Annotated in this window: 15 protein-coding genes; 12 read left to right on the forward strand and 3 right to left on the reverse strand. The window is 58.0% G+C overall.

Annotated elements, in window-relative coordinates:
* Positions 1–3 precede the first annotated feature (3 nt).
* The 4 genes from PHU01S_RS00840 (at position 4) to PHU01S_RS00855 (ending at position 2,677) form a co-directional block, all read left to right on the forward strand.
* A complete protein-coding gene (locus PHU01S_RS00840) occupies positions 4–495 on the forward strand; it encodes a DMT family transporter (RefSeq protein ID WP_127505571.1) in 492 nt (163 codons plus the stop codon).
* Positions 492–1,193 carry a YjjG family noncanonical pyrimidine nucleotidase gene (locus tag PHU01S_RS00845; RefSeq protein WP_127505573.1) on the forward strand — a complete coding sequence of 234 codons (702 nt, stop codon included), beginning with the start codon at positions 492–494 and terminating at the stop codon, positions 1,191–1,193. Before PHU01S_RS00840 ends, PHU01S_RS00845 begins: the two co-directional genes overlap by 4 nt.
* A gap of 261 nt (positions 1,194–1,454) precedes the next feature.
* The gene (locus PHU01S_RS00850) at positions 1,455–2,114 is read left to right on the forward strand and encodes a FusB/FusC family EF-G-binding protein (protein ID WP_127505575.1); all 660 of its coding nucleotides are present in this window, start codon (positions 1,455–1,457) and stop codon (positions 2,112–2,114) included.
* A 77-nt stretch (positions 2,115–2,191) separates the two neighbouring features.
* A complete protein-coding gene (locus tag PHU01S_RS00855; RefSeq protein WP_048744323.1) occupies positions 2,192–2,677 on the forward strand; it encodes a GNAT family N-acetyltransferase in 486 nt (161 codons plus the stop codon).
* Positions 2,678–2,791: 114 nt separating this feature from the next.
* On the opposite strand, the gene PHU01S_RS00860 is transcribed toward PHU01S_RS00855, so the two are convergent.
* Together PHU01S_RS00860 and PHU01S_RS00865 are read right to left on the reverse strand one after the other, a co-directional pair.
* Positions 2,792–3,982, reverse strand: a complete 1,191-nt coding sequence (locus PHU01S_RS00860) for an MFS transporter (protein WP_373864507.1) — start codon at positions 3,980–3,982, stop codon at positions 2,792–2,794.
* Positions 3,951–4,802 carry an NAD-dependent epimerase/dehydratase family protein gene (locus PHU01S_RS00865; RefSeq protein ID WP_127505579.1) on the reverse strand — a complete coding sequence of 284 codons (852 nt, stop codon included), beginning with the start codon at positions 4,800–4,802 and terminating at the stop codon, positions 3,951–3,953. Before PHU01S_RS00865 ends, PHU01S_RS00860 begins: the two co-directional genes overlap by 32 nt.
* 260 nt (positions 4,803–5,062) lie before the next feature.
* Between PHU01S_RS00865 and PHU01S_RS00870 the strand changes: the two genes are divergently transcribed.
* Together PHU01S_RS00870 and PHU01S_RS00875 are read left to right on the forward strand one after the other, a co-directional pair.
* Complete coding sequence (locus tag PHU01S_RS00870; protein ID WP_127505582.1) at positions 5,063–5,587, forward strand: VanZ family protein; 525 nt, start codon at positions 5,063–5,065, stop codon at positions 5,585–5,587.
* Between the two features lie 213 nt (positions 5,588–5,800).
* A complete protein-coding gene (locus tag PHU01S_RS00875) occupies positions 5,801–6,871 on the forward strand; it encodes an SDR family oxidoreductase (protein ID WP_127505584.1) in 1,071 nt (356 codons plus the stop codon).
* A gap of 50 nt (positions 6,872–6,921) precedes the next feature.
* Here PHU01S_RS00875 and PHU01S_RS00880 read toward each other — a convergent pair whose 3' ends face one another.
* Positions 6,922–7,344, reverse strand: coding sequence for a winged helix-turn-helix transcriptional regulator (locus tag PHU01S_RS00880; protein ID WP_373864508.1), 423 nt, complete (start codon positions 7,342–7,344; stop codon positions 6,922–6,924).
* A 255-nt stretch (positions 7,345–7,599) separates the two neighbouring features.
* Between PHU01S_RS00880 and PHU01S_RS00885 the strand changes: the two genes are divergently transcribed.
* The 6 genes from PHU01S_RS00885 (at position 7,600) to PHU01S_RS00910 (ending at position 18,729) form a co-directional block, all read left to right on the forward strand.
* Positions 7,600–8,880 (forward strand): RICIN domain-containing protein, encoded by a 1,281-nt coding sequence (locus PHU01S_RS00885; RefSeq protein ID WP_127505586.1) that lies wholly within the window; start codon positions 7,600–7,602, stop codon positions 8,878–8,880.
* Positions 8,881–9,391: 511 nt separating this feature from the next.
* A complete protein-coding gene (locus PHU01S_RS00890; RefSeq protein ID WP_246029107.1) occupies positions 9,392–10,456 on the forward strand; it encodes a serine hydrolase domain-containing protein in 1,065 nt (354 codons plus the stop codon).
* Between the two features lie 331 nt (positions 10,457–10,787).
* A complete protein-coding gene (locus tag PHU01S_RS00895; RefSeq protein WP_373864509.1) occupies positions 10,788–14,222 on the forward strand; it encodes a discoidin domain-containing protein in 3,435 nt (1,144 codons plus the stop codon).
* Positions 14,223–14,336: 114 nt separating this feature from the next.
* Positions 14,337–14,924, forward strand: a complete 588-nt coding sequence (locus tag PHU01S_RS00900) for a class I SAM-dependent methyltransferase (protein ID WP_246029108.1) — start codon at positions 14,337–14,339, stop codon at positions 14,922–14,924.
* 382 nt (positions 14,925–15,306) lie between these two features.
* A complete protein-coding gene (locus PHU01S_RS00905) occupies positions 15,307–17,058 on the forward strand; it encodes a methyl-accepting chemotaxis protein (protein ID WP_048744334.1) in 1,752 nt (583 codons plus the stop codon).
* Positions 17,059–17,247: 189 nt separating this feature from the next.
* Positions 17,248–18,729 carry a protein adenylyltransferase SelO gene (locus PHU01S_RS00910; protein WP_127505589.1) on the forward strand — a complete coding sequence of 494 codons (1,482 nt, stop codon included), beginning with the start codon at positions 17,248–17,250 and terminating at the stop codon, positions 18,727–18,729.
* Positions 18,730–18,773 lie beyond the last annotated feature (44 nt).

Raw genomic sequence — 18,773 nt, forward strand, 5'->3', positions numbered from 1 at the left:
AAGATGATGACGGGAATATCATTGTCGATTCTGGCCGGCTGCCTGCTCAGCCTGCAAAATATATTCAACAGCAAAGTCAGCGAAAAAACCGGCACCTGGGTGACGACGGCGCTTGTTCTCGGCCTCGGCTTCGCGGCCTCCTTGACGCTGGGCCTGCTGTTTCAGGGAACCAGGATGTTCCGTCTCGGGAATATGGAAGCCTGGTTCGCCTTCAGCGGACTGCTCGGAGTCGGCGTTGTCGTCTGCATGGTTCAGGGGATCAAGCATCTGGGTCCAACCTATGGCGTTCTCGTCGCTCTCAGCTCCCAGCTGATTCTGGCGCTCATGCTGGATTCGCTCGGATGGCTCGGACTGGAAAAGGTGGATTTCACGATGAAGCAGCTCATCGGAGTGCTTGTCGTCATCGGAGGAGCCGCCGTATTCAAGCTGTCGGGCAACAAGCGGAACGCTCGCGGCGCCGTTCACGAACATGCTGAAATGGAGGGCTTAAAGTGAAAGCATACAAAACGCTGCTTTTCGATGTGGACGACACCTTGCTCGATTTTGGAGCCGCCGAAAGGATGGCTCTGAGCCTCTTGTGCTCCGAGCACGGCCTTGCGCTGGATGAAGAGCTTCATTTCCGCTACAAGGAGATCAACGGCAGCCTGTGGAGGGCATTCGAAGAAGGAAAGCTCTCCCGGGATGAAGTCGTGAACACGAGGTACTCGCTGCTGTTCAAGGAATATGGCCGGGAAGTGGACGGCGTCGCCGTGGAAGCGCAGTACCGCAAGCTTTTGGAGCAAGGCCATGACGAGGTCAAGGGCGCCTTGGCCTTGATCACCGCTCTCGAGCCCCGATACGACCTGTTCATCGTCACGAACGGAGTTTCCGCGACTCAGCACAAGCGGCTCCAGGCATCCGGGCTGTTCCCGATGTTCCGCAACGTATTCGTCTCCGAGGACACCGGGTTCCAGAAGCCGATGAAGGCCTTTTTCGATTATGTGTTCGAGCGCATTCCCGGCTTCGTTCCTGACGAGGCGTTGATCATCGGAGATTCGCTCAGCGCCGACATCAAGGGGGGACAGAATGCCGGCTTGGATACTTGCTGGTTCAATCCGGGCGGCAAGCCGGCCGGCTCCGGCATCGTACCGACGTACGTCATCCGCGAGCTGGATGAGCTTTACCCCCTCCTCGGAGTGGACAAGCCGTTCTGAAGCTCCGGAGCCTATTTTTTAACCGAATGCGGCATTGCCCCGGCCGCCTGCTATCGCCTATACTGGTGGTAAAGGGAGGCTGGTAGGGATGGCAAATCACTTTGCCGGGAATAGCTTCACCCATGCAGAGCCTGTTTAAGGGGCGATTCTTTGCATGGGGCTATTGAGGAAGGGATAAAACCAATCGCCCGATCGATCGTTTCCATAAATGGGCTTTGCACCTTATTTGCTTGAATCCAAAAAATAAGGGGCTGAAAAGCGATGGGCCAACCATTTATTCGAAACCATGAATTCAATCTTATTCAAAAACAAGTCAAGCTTCTGCAAAATACTTGTACGACCGTCTCCGATCCGAAGGTGGTGGAGTCGGTGCGGATGAGCGTGCATGCCGTGCTGGATGAAGCTTTCCAGGCTGCCGATTCCGATCAGCGCTTGCTGGTGCTGGGACTGGCGGAACTCAGCTCTCCGCAGCAATTCGCGCAAGGTGTGGAGGCGCTTGAGCCTTACCGCTTGAGTTTTCCCGCCGTTACGGAAGGACAGCTGAAAAGGCTGTTTCCAAAAGCGAAAAAGCTCAAAGTGCCCGATTTGGACAAGATCGATTTCCGGAAAGTCACGTATCTCGGATGGACCGATATCGGCAGCGGCAAGATGTTCCTCGTGCATGAGCTGGACGGCAAGACGGCCGGAATCGAAGGCAGGTTCTCGCCGGCAGGCACGAAAAAGAATACGTGCTTCCTATGCCGGGGCCACGGCGAGGTCGCACTGTTCACGGCGGTGACCAAGCATCGGCCGCAGCACGCCTCTCCCGATTATTACAAGGCCATCGGCAATTATATGTGCCTGAGCAGCGACAGCTGCAATGCCCGGCTGACGGATCCGGCAGTGCTGGACCAATTTTTCCGGGATGTGCTGACCAAATAATTCGCTGCACCCGTAGGGCATGTCCTTGCGGGTTTTCTACTTGCAGCCGATCATCATGGGATAAAGGAAGTGGACTCATGTTCATCCGCGAGCTTGAAGAACGCGACGATGCCGCCATAGCGTCGATCATCCGCCAATGCCTGATCGAATTCGGAGGGAACCGGGAAGGACTAGCCTGGGCGGACAAGAGCTTGGACAATCTGAGCGGTTATTACGATGCCCCGGGGCGCAAGTATTGGGTCATTGAAAACGAAGGGACTATCGAAGGCGGATGCGGCATCGCTCCATTCGCGGATTCCAACGAGGTGTGCGAGCTGCAAAAGATGTATCTACTGCCCGGCGCAAGAGGCTCCGGCATGGCGGCGAAGCTCATGGAGGCCGCGCTGGACTTCGCAAGCGTCCATTATGAACGCTGTTATCTCGAGACGCTGACCTCGATGAAGGCGGCCGCACGCTTTTACGAAAAGCATGGCTTCACCGGGCTGGAAGCGCCTCTAGAAGGCTCGGAGCACTATGCCTGCGATGCCTGGTACATCAAGGAATTGCAGCCGTTGAAGTCGTAATGCCCGTCCTTCCAAAAACAACAACTAGCAAAGCAAGCTGAAGCCGAAAAAGGGGCTTTCCCATCCGTCATGAACATGACTGGGAAAGCCCCTTTGCTTATTTATAGACTCGGGTTACCCGTGCATCTCTGCAGAACCTGCTCGATTCCTCAGCCCGATGCCGGCAAAAACTGCGAGGCTGACGAACGTAACGATCGCGCAATAGAGGAACACCGTCTGCATTCCGGCGGCTTCGCTGGCGAATCCGCCCGCGTAGCTGCCGATAATCCGGGCCGCGCCGAGATTGAGCAGGGCGTTCAGCGTCTGCCCGCTCGCGCGCAGCTCCTGCGGCACTTCCTTGTTGATGAAAACGGACATCGTGACCGACACAACGATGAATATCATGCCGTGCAGAGCTTGCACGGGCAGGATGGCAAGCGGATTGTCGATCAACCCGAACAGCAGCCAGCGAACGGCTGCGGCTCCTGATGCAACAAGCAGAATGGATGAAATGCTGAACCGGCTGAACAGCCGGGACGACAGAAGCAGGAACGGCACCTCGCTGAGCGCCGAAATGACCATCGACCAGCCCAGCAAGCCGTTGTCTGCGCCCAGCTCCTTGTAGTACAAGGGGAAGAACGCATAATAGTACCCGAGCGTGACGTTGACGGCGAAGCAGATGCCGAGATAGAGGACGAGCTTGCGGTTTTTGAACAGCTCCCAGATCCGCATCCGCCGGCCGGCGAACTGATGGCCTCCGATCGTCGGATAGCGGAGCAGCAGGAGCAATGAGATCAGCATGACGGCCGCATAGACCGGGAACATGCTGTCGACATGCGACTTGGCGTAAGATCCGAACACGATCGACATCAGCGCGAAGCCAAGCGTTCCGCCGAGCCGGATGATGCCGTAGCTGGATGCCTGGCTGCCGAGCGCTTCGAGTGTAATGGCATCGCCGATGGCCCCGGTCGACGTCTGGAACAAGGTGAAGACGCCGATCAAAATCATCAGGTAGACGAAGGAATCCGAAAGCGGGTACAGCAGCATTGAGACGCCGCTGCCGATCAGCAGAATCTGCAGCACCCGGTTTTTGGTGCGGGACTTGTCGCTGACCGACCCCCACATCGGCTGCGCCAGGACGGCGATGAACGGCCCGATGCTGAGCAGGGTGCCGATCTGGGAGGCCGAGAAGCCCTTGTCCTGGAAATAGACCGGAATGAAAGTGCTGTAAAGGGCGTTTCCCATGAAAAGAATGAAGTAAAACGAGAAGAACAGCGTGACGGACCGGTTCATTTCAGGATTCCTTGACGTAAGTTCTCCATGCATGCTTCGGCTGCCAGCCGAGGAGCTTCTTCGCTTTGGCATTGCTGAACAGCGTCTCATGGCCGTCGAGCGGGTGGCGGATATCCTTCACAGCCGGGTACCGGGCGGCAAGAAGCTCCCGGCTCGGAATGGCGCTGCTCGTATCGTCGGCCGCCAGATTGAGCGCGACCGATCCCAATCCGTCTGTCTCGACAGCCAGGCGGCAGGCTTCGGCGATGTCCCGGGCATCGATATAGCTCCACATGATCGTCTCCCGCTGTTCCGGATCATGGATGAAGGAAGGGAAATCGGCGTAGCGCTCCGGAATGATGACGTTGCCGATGCGCATGGATACGACCTGCATCCCGGTGCGCCGGTGGAACATGTCCGCCGTCTGCTCGTTGACGACCTTGGAGAGGCCGTAGCTGTCCTGCGGCAGCTGCGGATGCTCCTCGTCGATCGGCACATAGGCCGGTTCGAGCCTGTTGACGGCAAATACGATGCCGTAGGAGGACTCGCTGGAGGCGATGACCGCCTTGGTGATGCCCAGGCCGGCAGCCGCTTCCAGAACGTTGTATGTCGATACGACGTTGTTCTCGAAGGTGACTTCAGGCGTCCGGATATGGGCGGCCGGGATCGCGGCCAGATGCACGACGGCATCGGCCCCGGCGAGAACGCTGTAAACCTCGCCAAGGTTGGTGAGATCCGCGATCAGGGTAGGGCAGATATGTTCCTTGGGACGGACAGCATCGACGTTGAGCACGTCGTAGCCTTGATCGACAAAATGCCGCAGCACATGCTGACCCAGCATTCCGCTGCCACCGGTAATGACCACTTTCGGCATGATGATACCTCCTGAACGGTAACGATAAAATGAGTTAAAAACGCTTGCAAAGCTTGTCTTCATTATAGGCATTGGTAGCCGATTCCGATAGTAGTGAAGAAGTTTTACGTTAAGTATCACTGGTATACCTACTATACTTTTATGTATCGGATCCATCCTGGCATCGGATTTAAGAAAAACCTTATCTTTTGCCGAGCATGGCTTAAGCTTTCTCTCTTATGCTTATCGGACAACCGAAGACGAAGGAGAAGCTCATGCCCATGACGATACGAAAAAAAGCGCCGATGCTTATGCTGCTGGCCGCATATCTGTACCTTTTGGTTAAAATCATTCTGTTCAAGTTTGGTCCTGTAGATCTCCGGTTATTGGGGGAGCAGCTGATGCATATCCCAGAGAGGGCGGAATTGATCCGGGGCCGCTTCGCGGCGACGGCGAACCTGACGCCTTTTCAATCCATCCGTCAAAATCTGCATCATCTTCAAAGCAGCCATCAATTCATCAACTTCACAGGCAATATCGCCCTATTCATCCCGCTGGGCTGGTTTGTCCGGCAGGAGACGAGACTGAACGCTCTCGGAGCGGCCGTCATGTCGGCAGCGGCAAGCTTGCTGCTGGAAAGCTCCCAGGCTCTGTTCATGATGGGAACCTTCGATGTGGACGACATCATCCTGAACGGATTTGGAGGGCTGTTCGGCTACGCGGTCTTGGCGGCGGCTCCTTCGCTCGGACGGAAGCGGCCTGCCGGGAAATCGACGCTGGCCGATCCGGAAGGCAGCGCCGGCTGAATCCCGAGGAGAGGAGGAAGCGCTTGATTGCTGCAGACAGCGTCTAACGGTTGAAGATATGTGCCTGAAGGCGGAGCGAGCATGGAAAGCAGGGACTTGAACAAGACAGGGACAGGTACCTGGAGGTGCTCCAGTGACCTGGAAGTGCGGACTTACAGCCTCGTTCGAAAAGCTCCATAATCGGCTTATGACAAGTCAAGGAGCTGAACGAATTTGAAGAAAAGCCAGGACAGCAAACGCAAAGTCGCTCTGGTAACAGGAGCTTCTGGAGTAATTGGCCGCAACCTGATCGAACATCTGGCATCCCTGCCGGACTGGGAAATCATCGGAGTGTCGCGCAGAGGCGGCGAACCGTCGGCCCGTCTCCGCTATATAGCCGCAGACCTGCTCGACCCCGCCGATTCAAGAGAGAAGCTCGGGGGATTGAGCGGCGTGACGCATATCTTCTATGCCGCCTATCAGGACCGGCCGACATGGGCGGAGCTGGTGGAGCCCAATGTGGCGATGCTGGTCAACACGGTCGATGCCGTCGAAGCGGCCGCTCCCGCTCTCCGCCATGTCAGTCTCATGCAGGGCTACAAAGTCTATGGAGCCCATCTCGGACCGTTCAAGACGCCGGCCAAAGAAACCGATGCCTATCATATGCCGCCTGAATTCAATGTGGATCAGCAGCAGTTCCTGGAGGAGCGCCAGATCGGAAAGTCATGGACATGGTCGGCCATGAGGCCGTCCGTCGTCACGGGCTTCGCCCTCGGCAATCCGATGAATCTGGCCCTGGTCATCGCCGTGTATGCCTCCATATCCAAGGAGCTGGGCATCCCGCTGCGGTTTCCCGGCAAGCCCGGCGCTTACGGCAGCCTGCTCGAGATGACCGACGCCGGACTGCTGGCCCGCGCGACCGTATGGGCGGCGACGGATGAGAGATGCGCCAATCAAGCTTTCAACATCGCCAATGGAGACCTGTTCCGTTGGGACGACATGTGGCCGCGCATCGCTTCCTATTTCGGGATGGAAGCAGCTCCACCGCTCCCGATGTCTCTGTCGACGGTCATGGCGGACAAGGAGCCGCTATGGAACGGGATGAGGGAGAAATACGGCCTGGAGCCTCATCCCTACAAGGAGGTGTCTTCCTGGGGATTCGGAGATTTCGTGTTCTCCTGGGACTATGACTTTTTTGCGGACAGCTCCAAGGCCAGACGCTTCGGCTTTCATGAATTCGTCGATACCGAGAAGCGGTTCAAGGAGATCTTTGATGATTTGCGCCTTCGCCGCATCATTCCATGATTTTTGTTCTTTCTCACCAAAAACCGTGCCTTGGCACGGTTTTTGGTGAATCATAGGCTGTCGTCGTCCCGGCTGTCTGGAGAATGCAGCACGATCGCCGCTTCTCCGTAAGCCTGTCTGATATAGGATTCTCCCCACAGGCACATCGAGTGCAGGAGCGGCTCCAGCGTCCGGCCGAACCCGGTCAGGTCGTATTCTACCCGCGGAGGGATCTCGTCGTAGGAAATCCGTCTCACGATGCCGGAATGCTGAAGCTCCCGCAGCTGCTGGGTCAGCACCTTCTGGGTGATGTCCGGGATGAGCCGGAGCAGCTGGCCGTTTCGTTTCATACCGAAGGTGAGATGAAACAGGATGACGGGCTTCCACTTTCCGCCGATCGCTTCCAGCGCGGCCTCGACAGCCGTACGGAAGACTTTGGGCTCTTGCGTATTCATAACGGTCACCTGCGTTTCGAGAAATGGATATGCCTTCATGCTAACAAAGGTCGCAGGGAAGGACAACAGCCGAAAGACGTCAGGGAACGGATCCGATGCCGGATCGATGCCGCACCCGAAATCCAGTGACCCTAAATAATGGGAATTTACTTTTATGGAGATAGGTTCATAATAAAATAGCATCCGTTATTAGTTTCCATTTTTCGATAGGGAGGTGCGAAGAGCCTGAAGGGCGAACAACTGAATCCTTTTGAAAGCGCTTCATAATTAAACGAAGGAAGAGGAGGAAATGACATGAAAGCAAAAACGAGAATGAGAACGATTGCGATGCTTGCGATGGCCGTCGTTCTTCTGATCAGCCTGGGAGGTGTCCGCATGCCTTCAGCCCAAGCGGCGCCGACCTGGAACCTGTCCTGGAGCGATGAATTCAACGGAGCGTCCGGCTCCGCGCCGGATGGCAGCAAATGGGGCTATGACATCGGCGGCGGCGGATGGGGCAACAACGAGCTGGAATATTACACGAACAGCCGCAACAACTCCTACCTGGACGGCGGCGGAAATCTGGTCATCAAAGCGATCAAGGAGAACGTCGGCGGCATGTCCTACACTTCCGCCCGCCTGCTGACCAAAGGCAAGTTCAACCAAGCCTACGGCAAATTCGAAGCCCGCATCAAGCTTCCTTACGGCCAAGGCATCTGGCCGGCCTTCTGGATGCTCGGCAACAACATCGACTCTGCCGGCTGGCCGGGCAGCGGCGAGCTCGACATCATGGAGTACCTGGGCCATGACACCAGCACCGTTTACGGAACCGTGCATGGTCCCGGTTACTCCGGCGCCGGAGGCATAAGCAAGGCCTACAAGCTTCCGAGCGGCTCGTTCAAGGACGCCTTCCATGTGTTTGGAGTCGAGTGGGAGCCGACGCAAATCCGCTGGTATGTAGACGGCAATCTGTATCATACGTTCAACAAGAGCCAGCTCGGAGCGGGCCAGACATGGGTGTTCGACCATCCGTTCTTCATGATCATGAACCTCGCTGTCGGCGGCAACTGGCCGGGCAACCCGAACGCTTCGACGGTATTCCCTCAGACGATGACCGTCGATTATGTCCGTGTCTATACGCAAGGAACGTCGACCTCTTCGCCGATCGAAGCCGGAGCCGTCTACAAGCTGATCAACGTCAACAGCAACAAGGCGCTTGATATTTATGCAGCAGGAACCGCAGACGGCACCAATGTCCAGATCTACACGGACAACGGAACCGGAGCCCAGCGCTGGCAAGCAGTCGCAAATGCGGATGGAACGTTCAAGCTGATCAATCCGGCGAGCGGCAAGGCGCTTGACGTCGCTGGGGCGGGGACAGCCGACGGCACGAATGTGCAGATCGCGAATCAGAACGGCAACAACGCTCAGAACTGGAGAATCATCGACAACGGGGACGGCAGCTTCAAGGTCATCGGCGTCGGCAGCAACAAGGCGCTTGATGTCGCCTCGTCGGGAACCGCTGACGGCACCAACGTGCAGATCTGGACCGACAACGGCACGGGTGCGCAGAAGTGGCGCTTCGTGAAGGTATAAGCAGGACAACGAATGCCAGAAAGAACGCTGCGGACTGCGGCGTTCTTTTTTTGTCTGCATAAGCTGAAATTCCGCGCTTGAAGTACGGCAAGAGTCATCCTCGGGCGACTCCATCAGATTGGCGATGAAGAAGCCGGACGCTCTCCTTGTATGCCCGGTATTGTAGAGAGCCATGGAGAGATACACCTTCAAGGCCCGATTGCCGGAAAATTCCGCTACTCCCTGACGCAGAACACGCACAGCCTCGGAATAACGCCTCCAATATCGGTATGTGCTTCCCGGTCCCAGCAAGCATCGTTCCCGGTCCGGTCCTGAGAGTCCTTGCTCCAGAGCCTTTTCATCCTATGGAATGGCCTTGATCACTACCAGATGTCAATCACGCCGGATAGGGAACATTCGCCTATAACAGAGTCGGCATTGCCAACCGCTGCGTATTGATGGAAGATAAAAGGAGGAGCATCATTCGCCGCAGCTTGCGGCGGCCGAGATGGCCAAAGGAGGAGGCAGGTTCATGGGAGAGATGGACGAATCCCGCATTGACGCATTCATGGAGCAGGAGGTCAGGGACGGACATTTGCCGGGAGCCGTGCTTGCTGTAGCCGTCCAGGGACAGCCTGTCCTGAGGAGAGCCTACGGCTGCAGAGCCGTCTATCCGCAAAAGGAAGCCATGGAATGGGACACCGTATTCGATATGGCTTCCTTGACGAAGGTGCTGGCCACGCTGCCGGCCATTCTCAAGCTGGCTGGAGATGGCAGGCTTTCTATGGACGACACGATAGGCGGCCATATCCGCGGGTATGCAGATTACGCCGAGCATCCCATCACGATCCGTCATCTGCTGACCCATACATCCGGCCTTCGAGCCGGACTGCCTATGAAGGAAGTGATGGCGATGAACAGGGAAGAGCTGCTGGAGCGCGTGCGGAGCGAACGTCCGTTGAGCACGCCGGGCAAGGAGGTCGTCTACAGCGATCTCGGCTTCATTCTGCTGCAGCTTATCGCGGAGCAGGCGGCCGGGGAACCGTTTACTTCGTTTTTGGAGAGGGAGATCTACGCTCCTCTGGGGATGAAGGATACGGGGTTTCTTCCGTCATTCGAACCTTCCCGATACGCCTCCACGGAATACTCCGAGGTAGCAGGAGCTTACAAGCGCGGCGTCGTCCATGACGAAAAGGCGGAGCGGATGGGAGGAATAAGCGGGCACGCGGGATTGTTCTCCACCGCGGAGGATGTGCTGAAGTTCGCATCCATGATTCATGCCGGAGGAAGGCATGAAGGAAGGGAGATCTTGGCGGAATCATGGCTGGCAGAAGCTCGGCGGAACCAGACTCCCTTCGCCGGCGAATTCCGCGGCTTGGGCTGGCAGCTGGCCAATCCGGACAGCCCGAATTCCGCAGGAAGCCTGCTGTCGGCGGGATCCTATGGCCATACCGGCTTTACGGGGACGAGCATATGGTTCGATCCGGAGCGGGAGCTGCAGATCGTCCTGCTGACCAACCGGGTCCATTTCGGCCGCACGGACGCTATTCTGCGCATCCGGCCCCAGCTTCATAATCTGATCTCGTCTTGTTTCTAGAGACGCGGATCCAAAAAAGCGATTTGGAGAGGCCCGATGCCATAGGCATCGAGGCCTTTTGTTTTCCTCCGGCGCCATCGTCGGGAAAAACATAGAATCGCACCTCTTTTCCGTAAGATCGCGACTCCATCATGGGGCAAATCAACCTTTATAATGAGGATGCATGTCCGTGAAAGGAGGATCGCCAACCAATCATCCCAGCAAAGAAGGTGATGGCAGCCCAAGAATTGAAAGCGCTTTGAATTTGGAATATACGGATTTGGCCGACCTGCTGATTCAGTCGTATTCAAGCGATTATGCCGCGAACCAATCGAACCCGAGGAGGACTATAATGCGTATCCGCACTAAATATATGAACTGGATGTTGGTGCTCGTCCTGATCGCCGCCGGCTTCTTCCAGGCTGCCGGCCCCATCGCTCCCGCCACCGCTGCAGGAGGCGCGAATCTGACGCTCGGCAAAACCGTCACCGCCAGCGGCCAGTCGCAGACGTACAGCCCCGACAATGTCAAGGACAGCAATCAGGGAACTTACTGGGAAAGCACGAACAACGCCTTCCCGCAATGGATCCAAGTCGACCTTGGCGCCAGCACGAGCATCGACCAGATCGTGCTCAAGCTTCCGTCCGGATGGGAGACTCGTACGCAAACGCTCTCGATACAGGGCAGCGCGAACGGCTCGACGTTCACGAACATCGTCGGATCGGCCGGGTATACATTCAATCCATCCGTCGCCGGCAACAGCGTCACGATCAACTTCAGCGCTGCCAGCGCCCGCTACGTCCGCCTGAATTTCACGGCCAATACGGGCTGGCCAGCAGGCCAGCTGTCGGAGCTTGAGATCTACGGAGCGACGGCGCCAACGCCTACTCCCACGCCTACTCCAACACCAACGCCAACGCCAACACCAACGCCTACAGTAACCCCTACGCCTTCGGCCACGCCGACTCCGACTCCTCCGGCAGGCAGCAACATCGCCGTAGGGAAATCGATTACAGCCTCCTCCAGCACGCAGACCTACGTAGCTGCAAATGCAAATGACAACAATACATCCACCTATTGGGAGGGAGGAAGCAACCCGAGCACGCTGACTCTCGATTTCGGTTCCAACCAGAGCATCACTTCCGTCGTCCTCAAGCTGAATCCGGCTTCGGAATGGGGGACTCGCACGCAAACGATCCAAGTTCTTGGAGCGGATCAGAACGCCGGCTCCTTCAGCAATCTCGTCTCTGCCCAGTCCTATACGTTCAATCCCGCAACCGGCAATACGGTGACGATTCCGGTCTCCGCGACGGTCAAGCGCCTCCAGCTGAACATTACGGCGAACTCCGGCGCCCCTGCCGGCCAGATTGCCGAGTTCCAAGTGTTCGGCACGCCAGCGCCTAATCCGGACTTGACCATTACCGGCATGTCCTGGACTCCGTCTTCTCCGGTCGAGAGCGGCGACATTACGCTGAACGCCGTCGTCAAGAACATCGGAACTGCAGCTGCAGGCGCCACGACGGTCAATTTCTACCTGAACAACGAACTCGCCGGCACCGCTCCGGTAGGCGCGCTTGCGGCAGGAGCTTCTGCAAATGTATCGATCAATGCAGGCGCCAAAGCAGCCGCAACGTATGCGGTAAGCGCCAAAGTCGACGAGAGCAACGCCGTCATCGAGCAGAATGAAGGCAACAACAGCTACTCGAACCCGACTAACCTCGTCGTAGCGCCGGTGTCCAGCTCCGACCTCGTCGCCGTGACGTCATGGTCGCCGGGCACGCCGTCGCAGGGAGCGGCGGTCGCATTTACCGTCGCGCTTAAAAATCAGGGTACGCTGGCTTCCGCCGGCGGAGCCCATCCCGTAACCGTCGTTCTGAAAAACGCTGCCGGAGCGACGCTGCAAACCTTCACGGGCACCTACACAGGTTCCCTGGCAGCAGGCGCATCCGCGAATATCAGCGTGGGCAGCTGGACGGCAGCGAGCGGCACCTATACCGTCTCGACGACGGTAGCCGCTGACGGCAATGAAATTCCGGCCAAGCAAAGCAACAATACGAGCAGCGCGAGCCTCACGGTCTACTCGGCGCGCGGCGCCAGCATGCCGTACAGCCGTTACGACACGGAGGATGCGGTGCTCGGCGGCGGAGCTGTCCTGAGAACGGCGCCGACGTTCGATCAGTCGCTCATCGCTTCCGAAGCATCGGGACAGAAATACGCCGCACTTCCGTCCAACGGCTCCAGCCTGCAGTGGACCGTCCGTCAAGGCCAGGGCGGTGCAGGCGTCACGATGCGCTTCACGATGCCCGACACGAGCGACGGCATGGGCCAGAACGGCTCGCTCGACGTCTATGTCAACGGAACCAAAGCCAAAACGGTGTCGCTGACCTCTTATTACAGCTGGCAGTATTTCTCCGGCGACATGCCGGCTGACGCTCCGGGCGGCGGCAGGCCTCTCTTCCGCTTCGACGAAGTCCACTTCAAGCTGGATACGGCGTTGAAGCCGGGAGACACGATCCGCGTCCAGAAGGGCGGTGACAGCCTGGAGTACGGCGTCGACTTCATCGAGATCGAGCCGATTCCGGCAGCGGTTGCCCGTCCGGCCAACTCGGTGTCCGTCACCGAATACGGCGCTGTCGCCAATGACGGCAAGGATGATCTCGCCGCCTTCAAGGCTGCCGTGACCGCAGCGGTAGCGGCCGGAAAATCCCTCTACATCCCGGAAGGCACCTTCCACCTGAGCAGCATGTGGGAGATCGGCTCGGCCACCAGCATGATCGACAACTTCACGGTCACGGGTGCCGGCATCTGGTATACGAACATCCAGTTCACGAATCCCAATGCATCGGGCGGCGGCATCTCCCTGAGAATCAAAGGAAAGCTTGATTTCAGCAACATCTACATGAACTCCAACCTGCGTTCCCGTTACGGGCAGAACGCCGTCTACAAAGGCTTTATGGACAATTTCGGCACTAATTCGATCATCCATGACGTCTGGGTCGAGCATTTCGAATGCGGCATGTGGGTCGGCGACTACGCCCATACTCCTGCGATCTATGCGAGCGGGCTCGTCGTGGAAAACAGCCGCATCCGCAACAATCTTGCCGACGGCATCAACTTCTCGCAGGGAACGAGCAACTCGACCGTCCGCAACAGCAGCATCCGCAACAACGGCGATGACGGCCTCGCCGTCTGGACGAGCAACACGAACGGCACTCCGGCCGGCGTGAACAACACCTTCTCCTACAACACGATCGAGAACAACTGGCGCGCGGCGGCCATCGCCTTCTTCGGCGGCAGCGGCCACAAGGCTGACCACAACTACATCATCGACTGTGTCGGCGGCTCCGGCATCCGGATGAATACGGTGTTCCCAGGCTACCACTTCCAGAACAACACCGGCATCACCTTCTCGGATACGACGATCATCAACAGCGGCACCAGCCAGGATCTGTACAACGGCGAGCGCGGGGCGATTGATCTGGAAGCTTCCAACGACGCGATCAAAAACGTCACCTTCACCAACATCGACATCATCAACGCCCAGCGCGACGGCGTTCAGATCGGCTATGGCGGCGGCTTCGAGAACATCGTGTTCAACAACATCACGATCGACGGCACCGGCCGCGACGGGATATCGACATCCCGCTTCTCGGGACCTCATCTTGGCGCAGCCATCTATACGTACACGGGCAACGGCTCGGCGACGTTCAACAACCTGGTGACCCGGAACATCGCCTATGCAGGCGGCAACTACATCCAGAGCGGGTTCAACCTGACGATCAAATAGGCTGCAAAAAAAGGAAGCTCCTCGGAGCTTCCTTTTTTTGCTTGTACGCGGCGGGATGAGGGATAATGGCTTCGAGGAGCGTCGTCATCCGCAATCGATGTGAAAAGGAGAAATATGATGAAGGAGAAATTCAGTCCATCTCTGATCGAAAGAATGGAGAGCGAGGAACGGAAGGAGCAGCTGCCTCCCGGCAGGCTGCTTCAGGATCTGAGGATCGGGAACGGCATGACGGTGCTGGATATCGGGGCAGGAACGGGCTACTTCTCCTTTCCGGCGGCATCTCTCACAAGCGGGCAAGTTGTCGCGGCCGACCCGCAACCGGAGATGATCGCGTATATGCAGGCCAAAGCGAAGGAAGGGCACCTGCCTCAACTGCGGCCGGTGCTGGCATCCGCAGAACGGCTGCCGCTGCAGGACCGATCCGTCGACCGGGCTATCGCCTCGCTGGTGCTTCACGTGACCGACACGGTCGAACAGCCGATCCGGGAGCTGGCCCGCGTTGTGAAGCCAGGCGGCCTGCTGTTCATCCTCGAATGGTTGAAGAAGCAGGATGAAGCCCGGATTCCGCCTCCGAGCCGTGTCGAGCCGCAGGAGATGGAGGAGATGCTGCTCCGATACGGCTTCAAGGTCATTAGGCTTGATTATCCGACGGATAGGCATTACCGGATGATCGCCGAAAGGGAGATGGAGAAGGGACGGTGAGAGAAGGTCCGTTGTTTCTCTATGCGCATTCGCATACAGGCTCAAATCGTGCATGGCAAGAGCGCAGCACCACCCCGCAGCGGGCTGCCGGGAAGGCGGCACAGCCGTGTGCGAGCAAGCAAAGGTTCCCGATCAAAGAGCCGTGTCGAAGACGCGGCTTCTTCAGGATGTACCGGTGAAACCCGATCGATGTCGGCTGCCTGGCCGTATCATGCTCGGCGCCGGGGGCTTTTTTTGGGCAGTGTCCGGAACCGGCCGCGGACAGCTTCGGCCAAATCATAGCCACGCTATCAAAAAGTTGTTCGCCTCAGGGAATGGTCTAAAGGATGGCCTCACGAATGTCGATATAATACTATCCCAACATGAGAGGTTGCCTATTAGAATGAAAAAATACCGGTTCTTGCCCAAACGAAGTCTGATTCGAACGAGCGTGCTGCTGCTGGCTGTCCTTTTGATCGGGGTGATGAGCCTGACCGCGGCTTTTGCCTATCAGAGCCAGAAAAATGAGTTCCACAACCAGCTGCGCGAATTGGGCAAGGCCATGCACGGTCAAGTACAGCTCAATGCTGGAAAAATCGCGGAAGCATCGGCCGTGCTGAACCGCAAGGAAGCCGCCACGACAGAAGCCTTCAAAGTGCTCAAGGCGCAGCTCGTCGCCATGTCCGCCGAAGATCTCGTCATCAGCAACGCCTATCTGATGCTGCCCGAAGCTTTGGAAGCCGGCGGCAAGCGAACCCTTGTCAATCTGCAGGGAAATACGGATGGCGACGCAATGCAGCCGGGCTCTGTCTACGAGATGTCCGATGTTTTTGAAAATGCCTTCAAGCAGGCGATGAAGGACGGCTACGCGTTGACGGTTCCTTATACCGATTCCGAAGGCGAGTGGGTATCGTATTTGTCTCCGATCAAGGACGGTCAAGGCAAGACGCTCGCCTTGTTCGGCGTCGATTTCCATTACGATGACGTCAAGACAAGCCTGTCCCGGATGTTGTGGAAGGATATTTTGGCCGGAGGCGGATTCACTATTGCTGCGCTCCTGCTCATCATCTATTTCGTGAACCGCACGCTCAAGCCGCTGAGGCAGCTGGCGGAAGTGTCGATGCTGGCGGCGCAAGGCGACCTGACCCAAGAAATTCCGGTCAAAAGCGAAAATGAAATCGGACAGGCAGCCGCAGCCTTCAACCGAATGATCGCCAGCCTGCGGGAGCTGACCGGCAACATCCAGCTGGCAGCGAGGAGCGTGTCCAGCTCCGCCAACCGGCTGCAGGACAGCTCAAGGCAAGCCGTGGAGGCGACGAATGAGATCGCCGCATCGACAGGCCAGGCGGCTGCCGGCTCCGAGCAGCAATTCCAGAGCACGAGAGAATGCCAGACGGCGATGACGGAAATGGCGATCGGTATTCAGCGCATCGCCGAATCCACCTCCATCGTATCGGAGCTCGCCGCCGAAACGTCGGAAAAAGCGGCAGATGGCGAAGGCGATATGGAGCGCGTCGTCGGGCAGATGAGAAAAATCGAAATCGATTTGAACGACACGGCAGCGATCATACGGGAGCTGGAGGAGCACGGGGGCAGAATCGGAGAGATCATGGCGATGATCTCGGAGATCGCGAGCCAGACCAATCTGCTCGCGCTGAACGCTTCGATCGAATCGGCTCGTGCGGGCGAGCATGGCAAGGGCTTCGCGGTCGTCGCCCAGGAAATCCGCAAGCTGGCCGAGCGTTCGGTGTCCTCTTCCAAGCAGATCACGGAGATTTTGTCGGCAATCGGCAGCGGCACGGGCGCGGCGGCGGATTCGCTGGAACGCTCGGCCCATGAAGCGAGGTATGGGACGGAAATCGCCCAGCAGACCGGTCTGACGTTCAGCTCCATCGTAAAGTCGATTCAGGATGTGAACAGCCAGGTGCAGGAGGTATCGGCTTCTTCGGAGCAGATGTCGGCTGGAACCGAGGAGATCGCCGCCTCGCTCGACGAGCTGGAAAGGATCGCGGTTACCGCGGCTAAGCTGTCTGGCAGCATCGCTGCGGCGGCGGAGCAGCAAACCGCGGCCATGGGCGAAGTAGCCGGCTCATCGGAGCAGCTGAAGCAAATGGCGGAAAATATGACCCGAATCGTGAGCAAGTTCAGGATCTGATTTCTTCATCCAGGGAACAGCCTTTTCAGCCGCGCGCCTTGCGCGGCTGTTTTTCTGCTGTCCGCATGGCTAGATTTCGAAGATGCGAGGACTTGGAATCCGCATAAATCTCGATGAAGCGAGGAAAGCGGGCCGTCTCAGGGTATAATAAGGAAATGATGCCAAAATTCGAATTCCAATGGAGATGTTATGAAAGAAACGGATAGCAAGACCAGCTATGGCTGGAACTTCGACAACAGCTACGCCCGCCTGCCGGAGCTCTTTTTTACTCGGCTCGATCCCAAGCCTGTATCTTCCCCGAGCTTGATCGTGCTCAACGAGCGGCTGGCGGCTGCCATGGGACTGGATCCCGAGGCGCTTCGCGGCGGGCGGGGAGCTGAATTCCTCGCCGGCAATGCCGTTCCGGAAGGAGCGGAGCCGCTGGCCCAAGCCTATGCCGGCCATCAGTTCGGGCATTTCAACAGGCTCGGCGACGGCAGAGCGATCCTGCTCGGAGAACAGATCACTCCTGAGGGTCATCGGATCGATATCCAGCTGAAGGGGTCCGGACCGACGCCTTATTCCCGACGCGGCGACGGCAGGGCGGCTCTGGGGCCGATGCTGAGGGAGCATATCATCAGCGAAGCGATGCACGGACTCGGCATTCCGACGACGCGCAGCCTCGCCGTGACCGCAACGGGAGATGACGTTTATCGCGAATCCGTGCTGCCTGGAGCCGTCCTGACGAGGACGGCTGCCAGCCATCTGCGCGTCGGAACGTTCCAGTATGCCGCTCAGTGGGGGACGATGGACGAGCTCGAGCGTCTGTCCGACTATGCCTTGCAGAGGCATTACGCCGGACTCTGCAGATCGGACGACGCCGGCCGCCATCTCGTCCTGCTCCGGGGGGTCGTCGACCGCCAAGCTGCGCTGATCGCGAAGTGGATGCTCGCCGGCTTCATCCATGGAGTGATGAATACCGACAATATGGCGATCAGCGGGGAAACGATCGATTACGGGCCATGCGCCTTCATGGATGCCTTCGATCCGGCCACCGTGTTCAGCTCCATCGATTCGCAAGGGCGGTACGCCTACGGCAGCCAGCCGCACATCGGGGCATGGAACCTTGCCCGCTTGGCCGAGTCGCTGCTGCCGCTGCTGCATGACGACGAGGAAGAAGCGGTCCGGCTGGCCGAGCATGAGCTCAGAAGATTTTCCGATTCCTATGGCTCGCACTGGCTGAACGGAATGCGCGCCAAGCTGGGTCTGTGCAATGAAGAGCCTGAGGATCAAGAGCTCGTGGACGAGCTGCTGCGGCTGATGAAGGAGGAAAAGGCCGACTATACGAACACTTTCCGCTTCCTGACGACCGGCAAGCGGCTGCAGGGCGATACCCTGTTCGATTCGCAGGCATTCTCGGCCTGGATGGCCAAGCGGCAGGCGAGACTGGACAGGCAGCCGCAGTCGTCCGAGCAGTCCGCCGCTCTGATGCGCGCCAGCAATCCGGCGGTGATTCCGCGCAACCATCGGGTGGAAGAAGCGTTGGCGGCGGCGGAACAAGGAGATCTGAGCGTCATGGAAAAGCTGCTGTCGGCGCTGGAAAGCCCTTACGCCCATCGTCCCGGCCAAGACGAGTTCGCTGTTCCATCCGGACAGACCGCAGCCTCCTACCGGACATTTTGCGGAACCTGATTCCGGCTGCAGGACAGAGTCGAATTTTCGAAACATTACGGGCA

This window comes from Paenibacillus humicus NBRC 102415, from assembly GCF_004000905.1.
GTDB classification, from domain to species: domain Bacteria; phylum Bacillota; class Bacilli; order Paenibacillales; family Paenibacillaceae; genus Paenibacillus_O; species Paenibacillus_O humicus.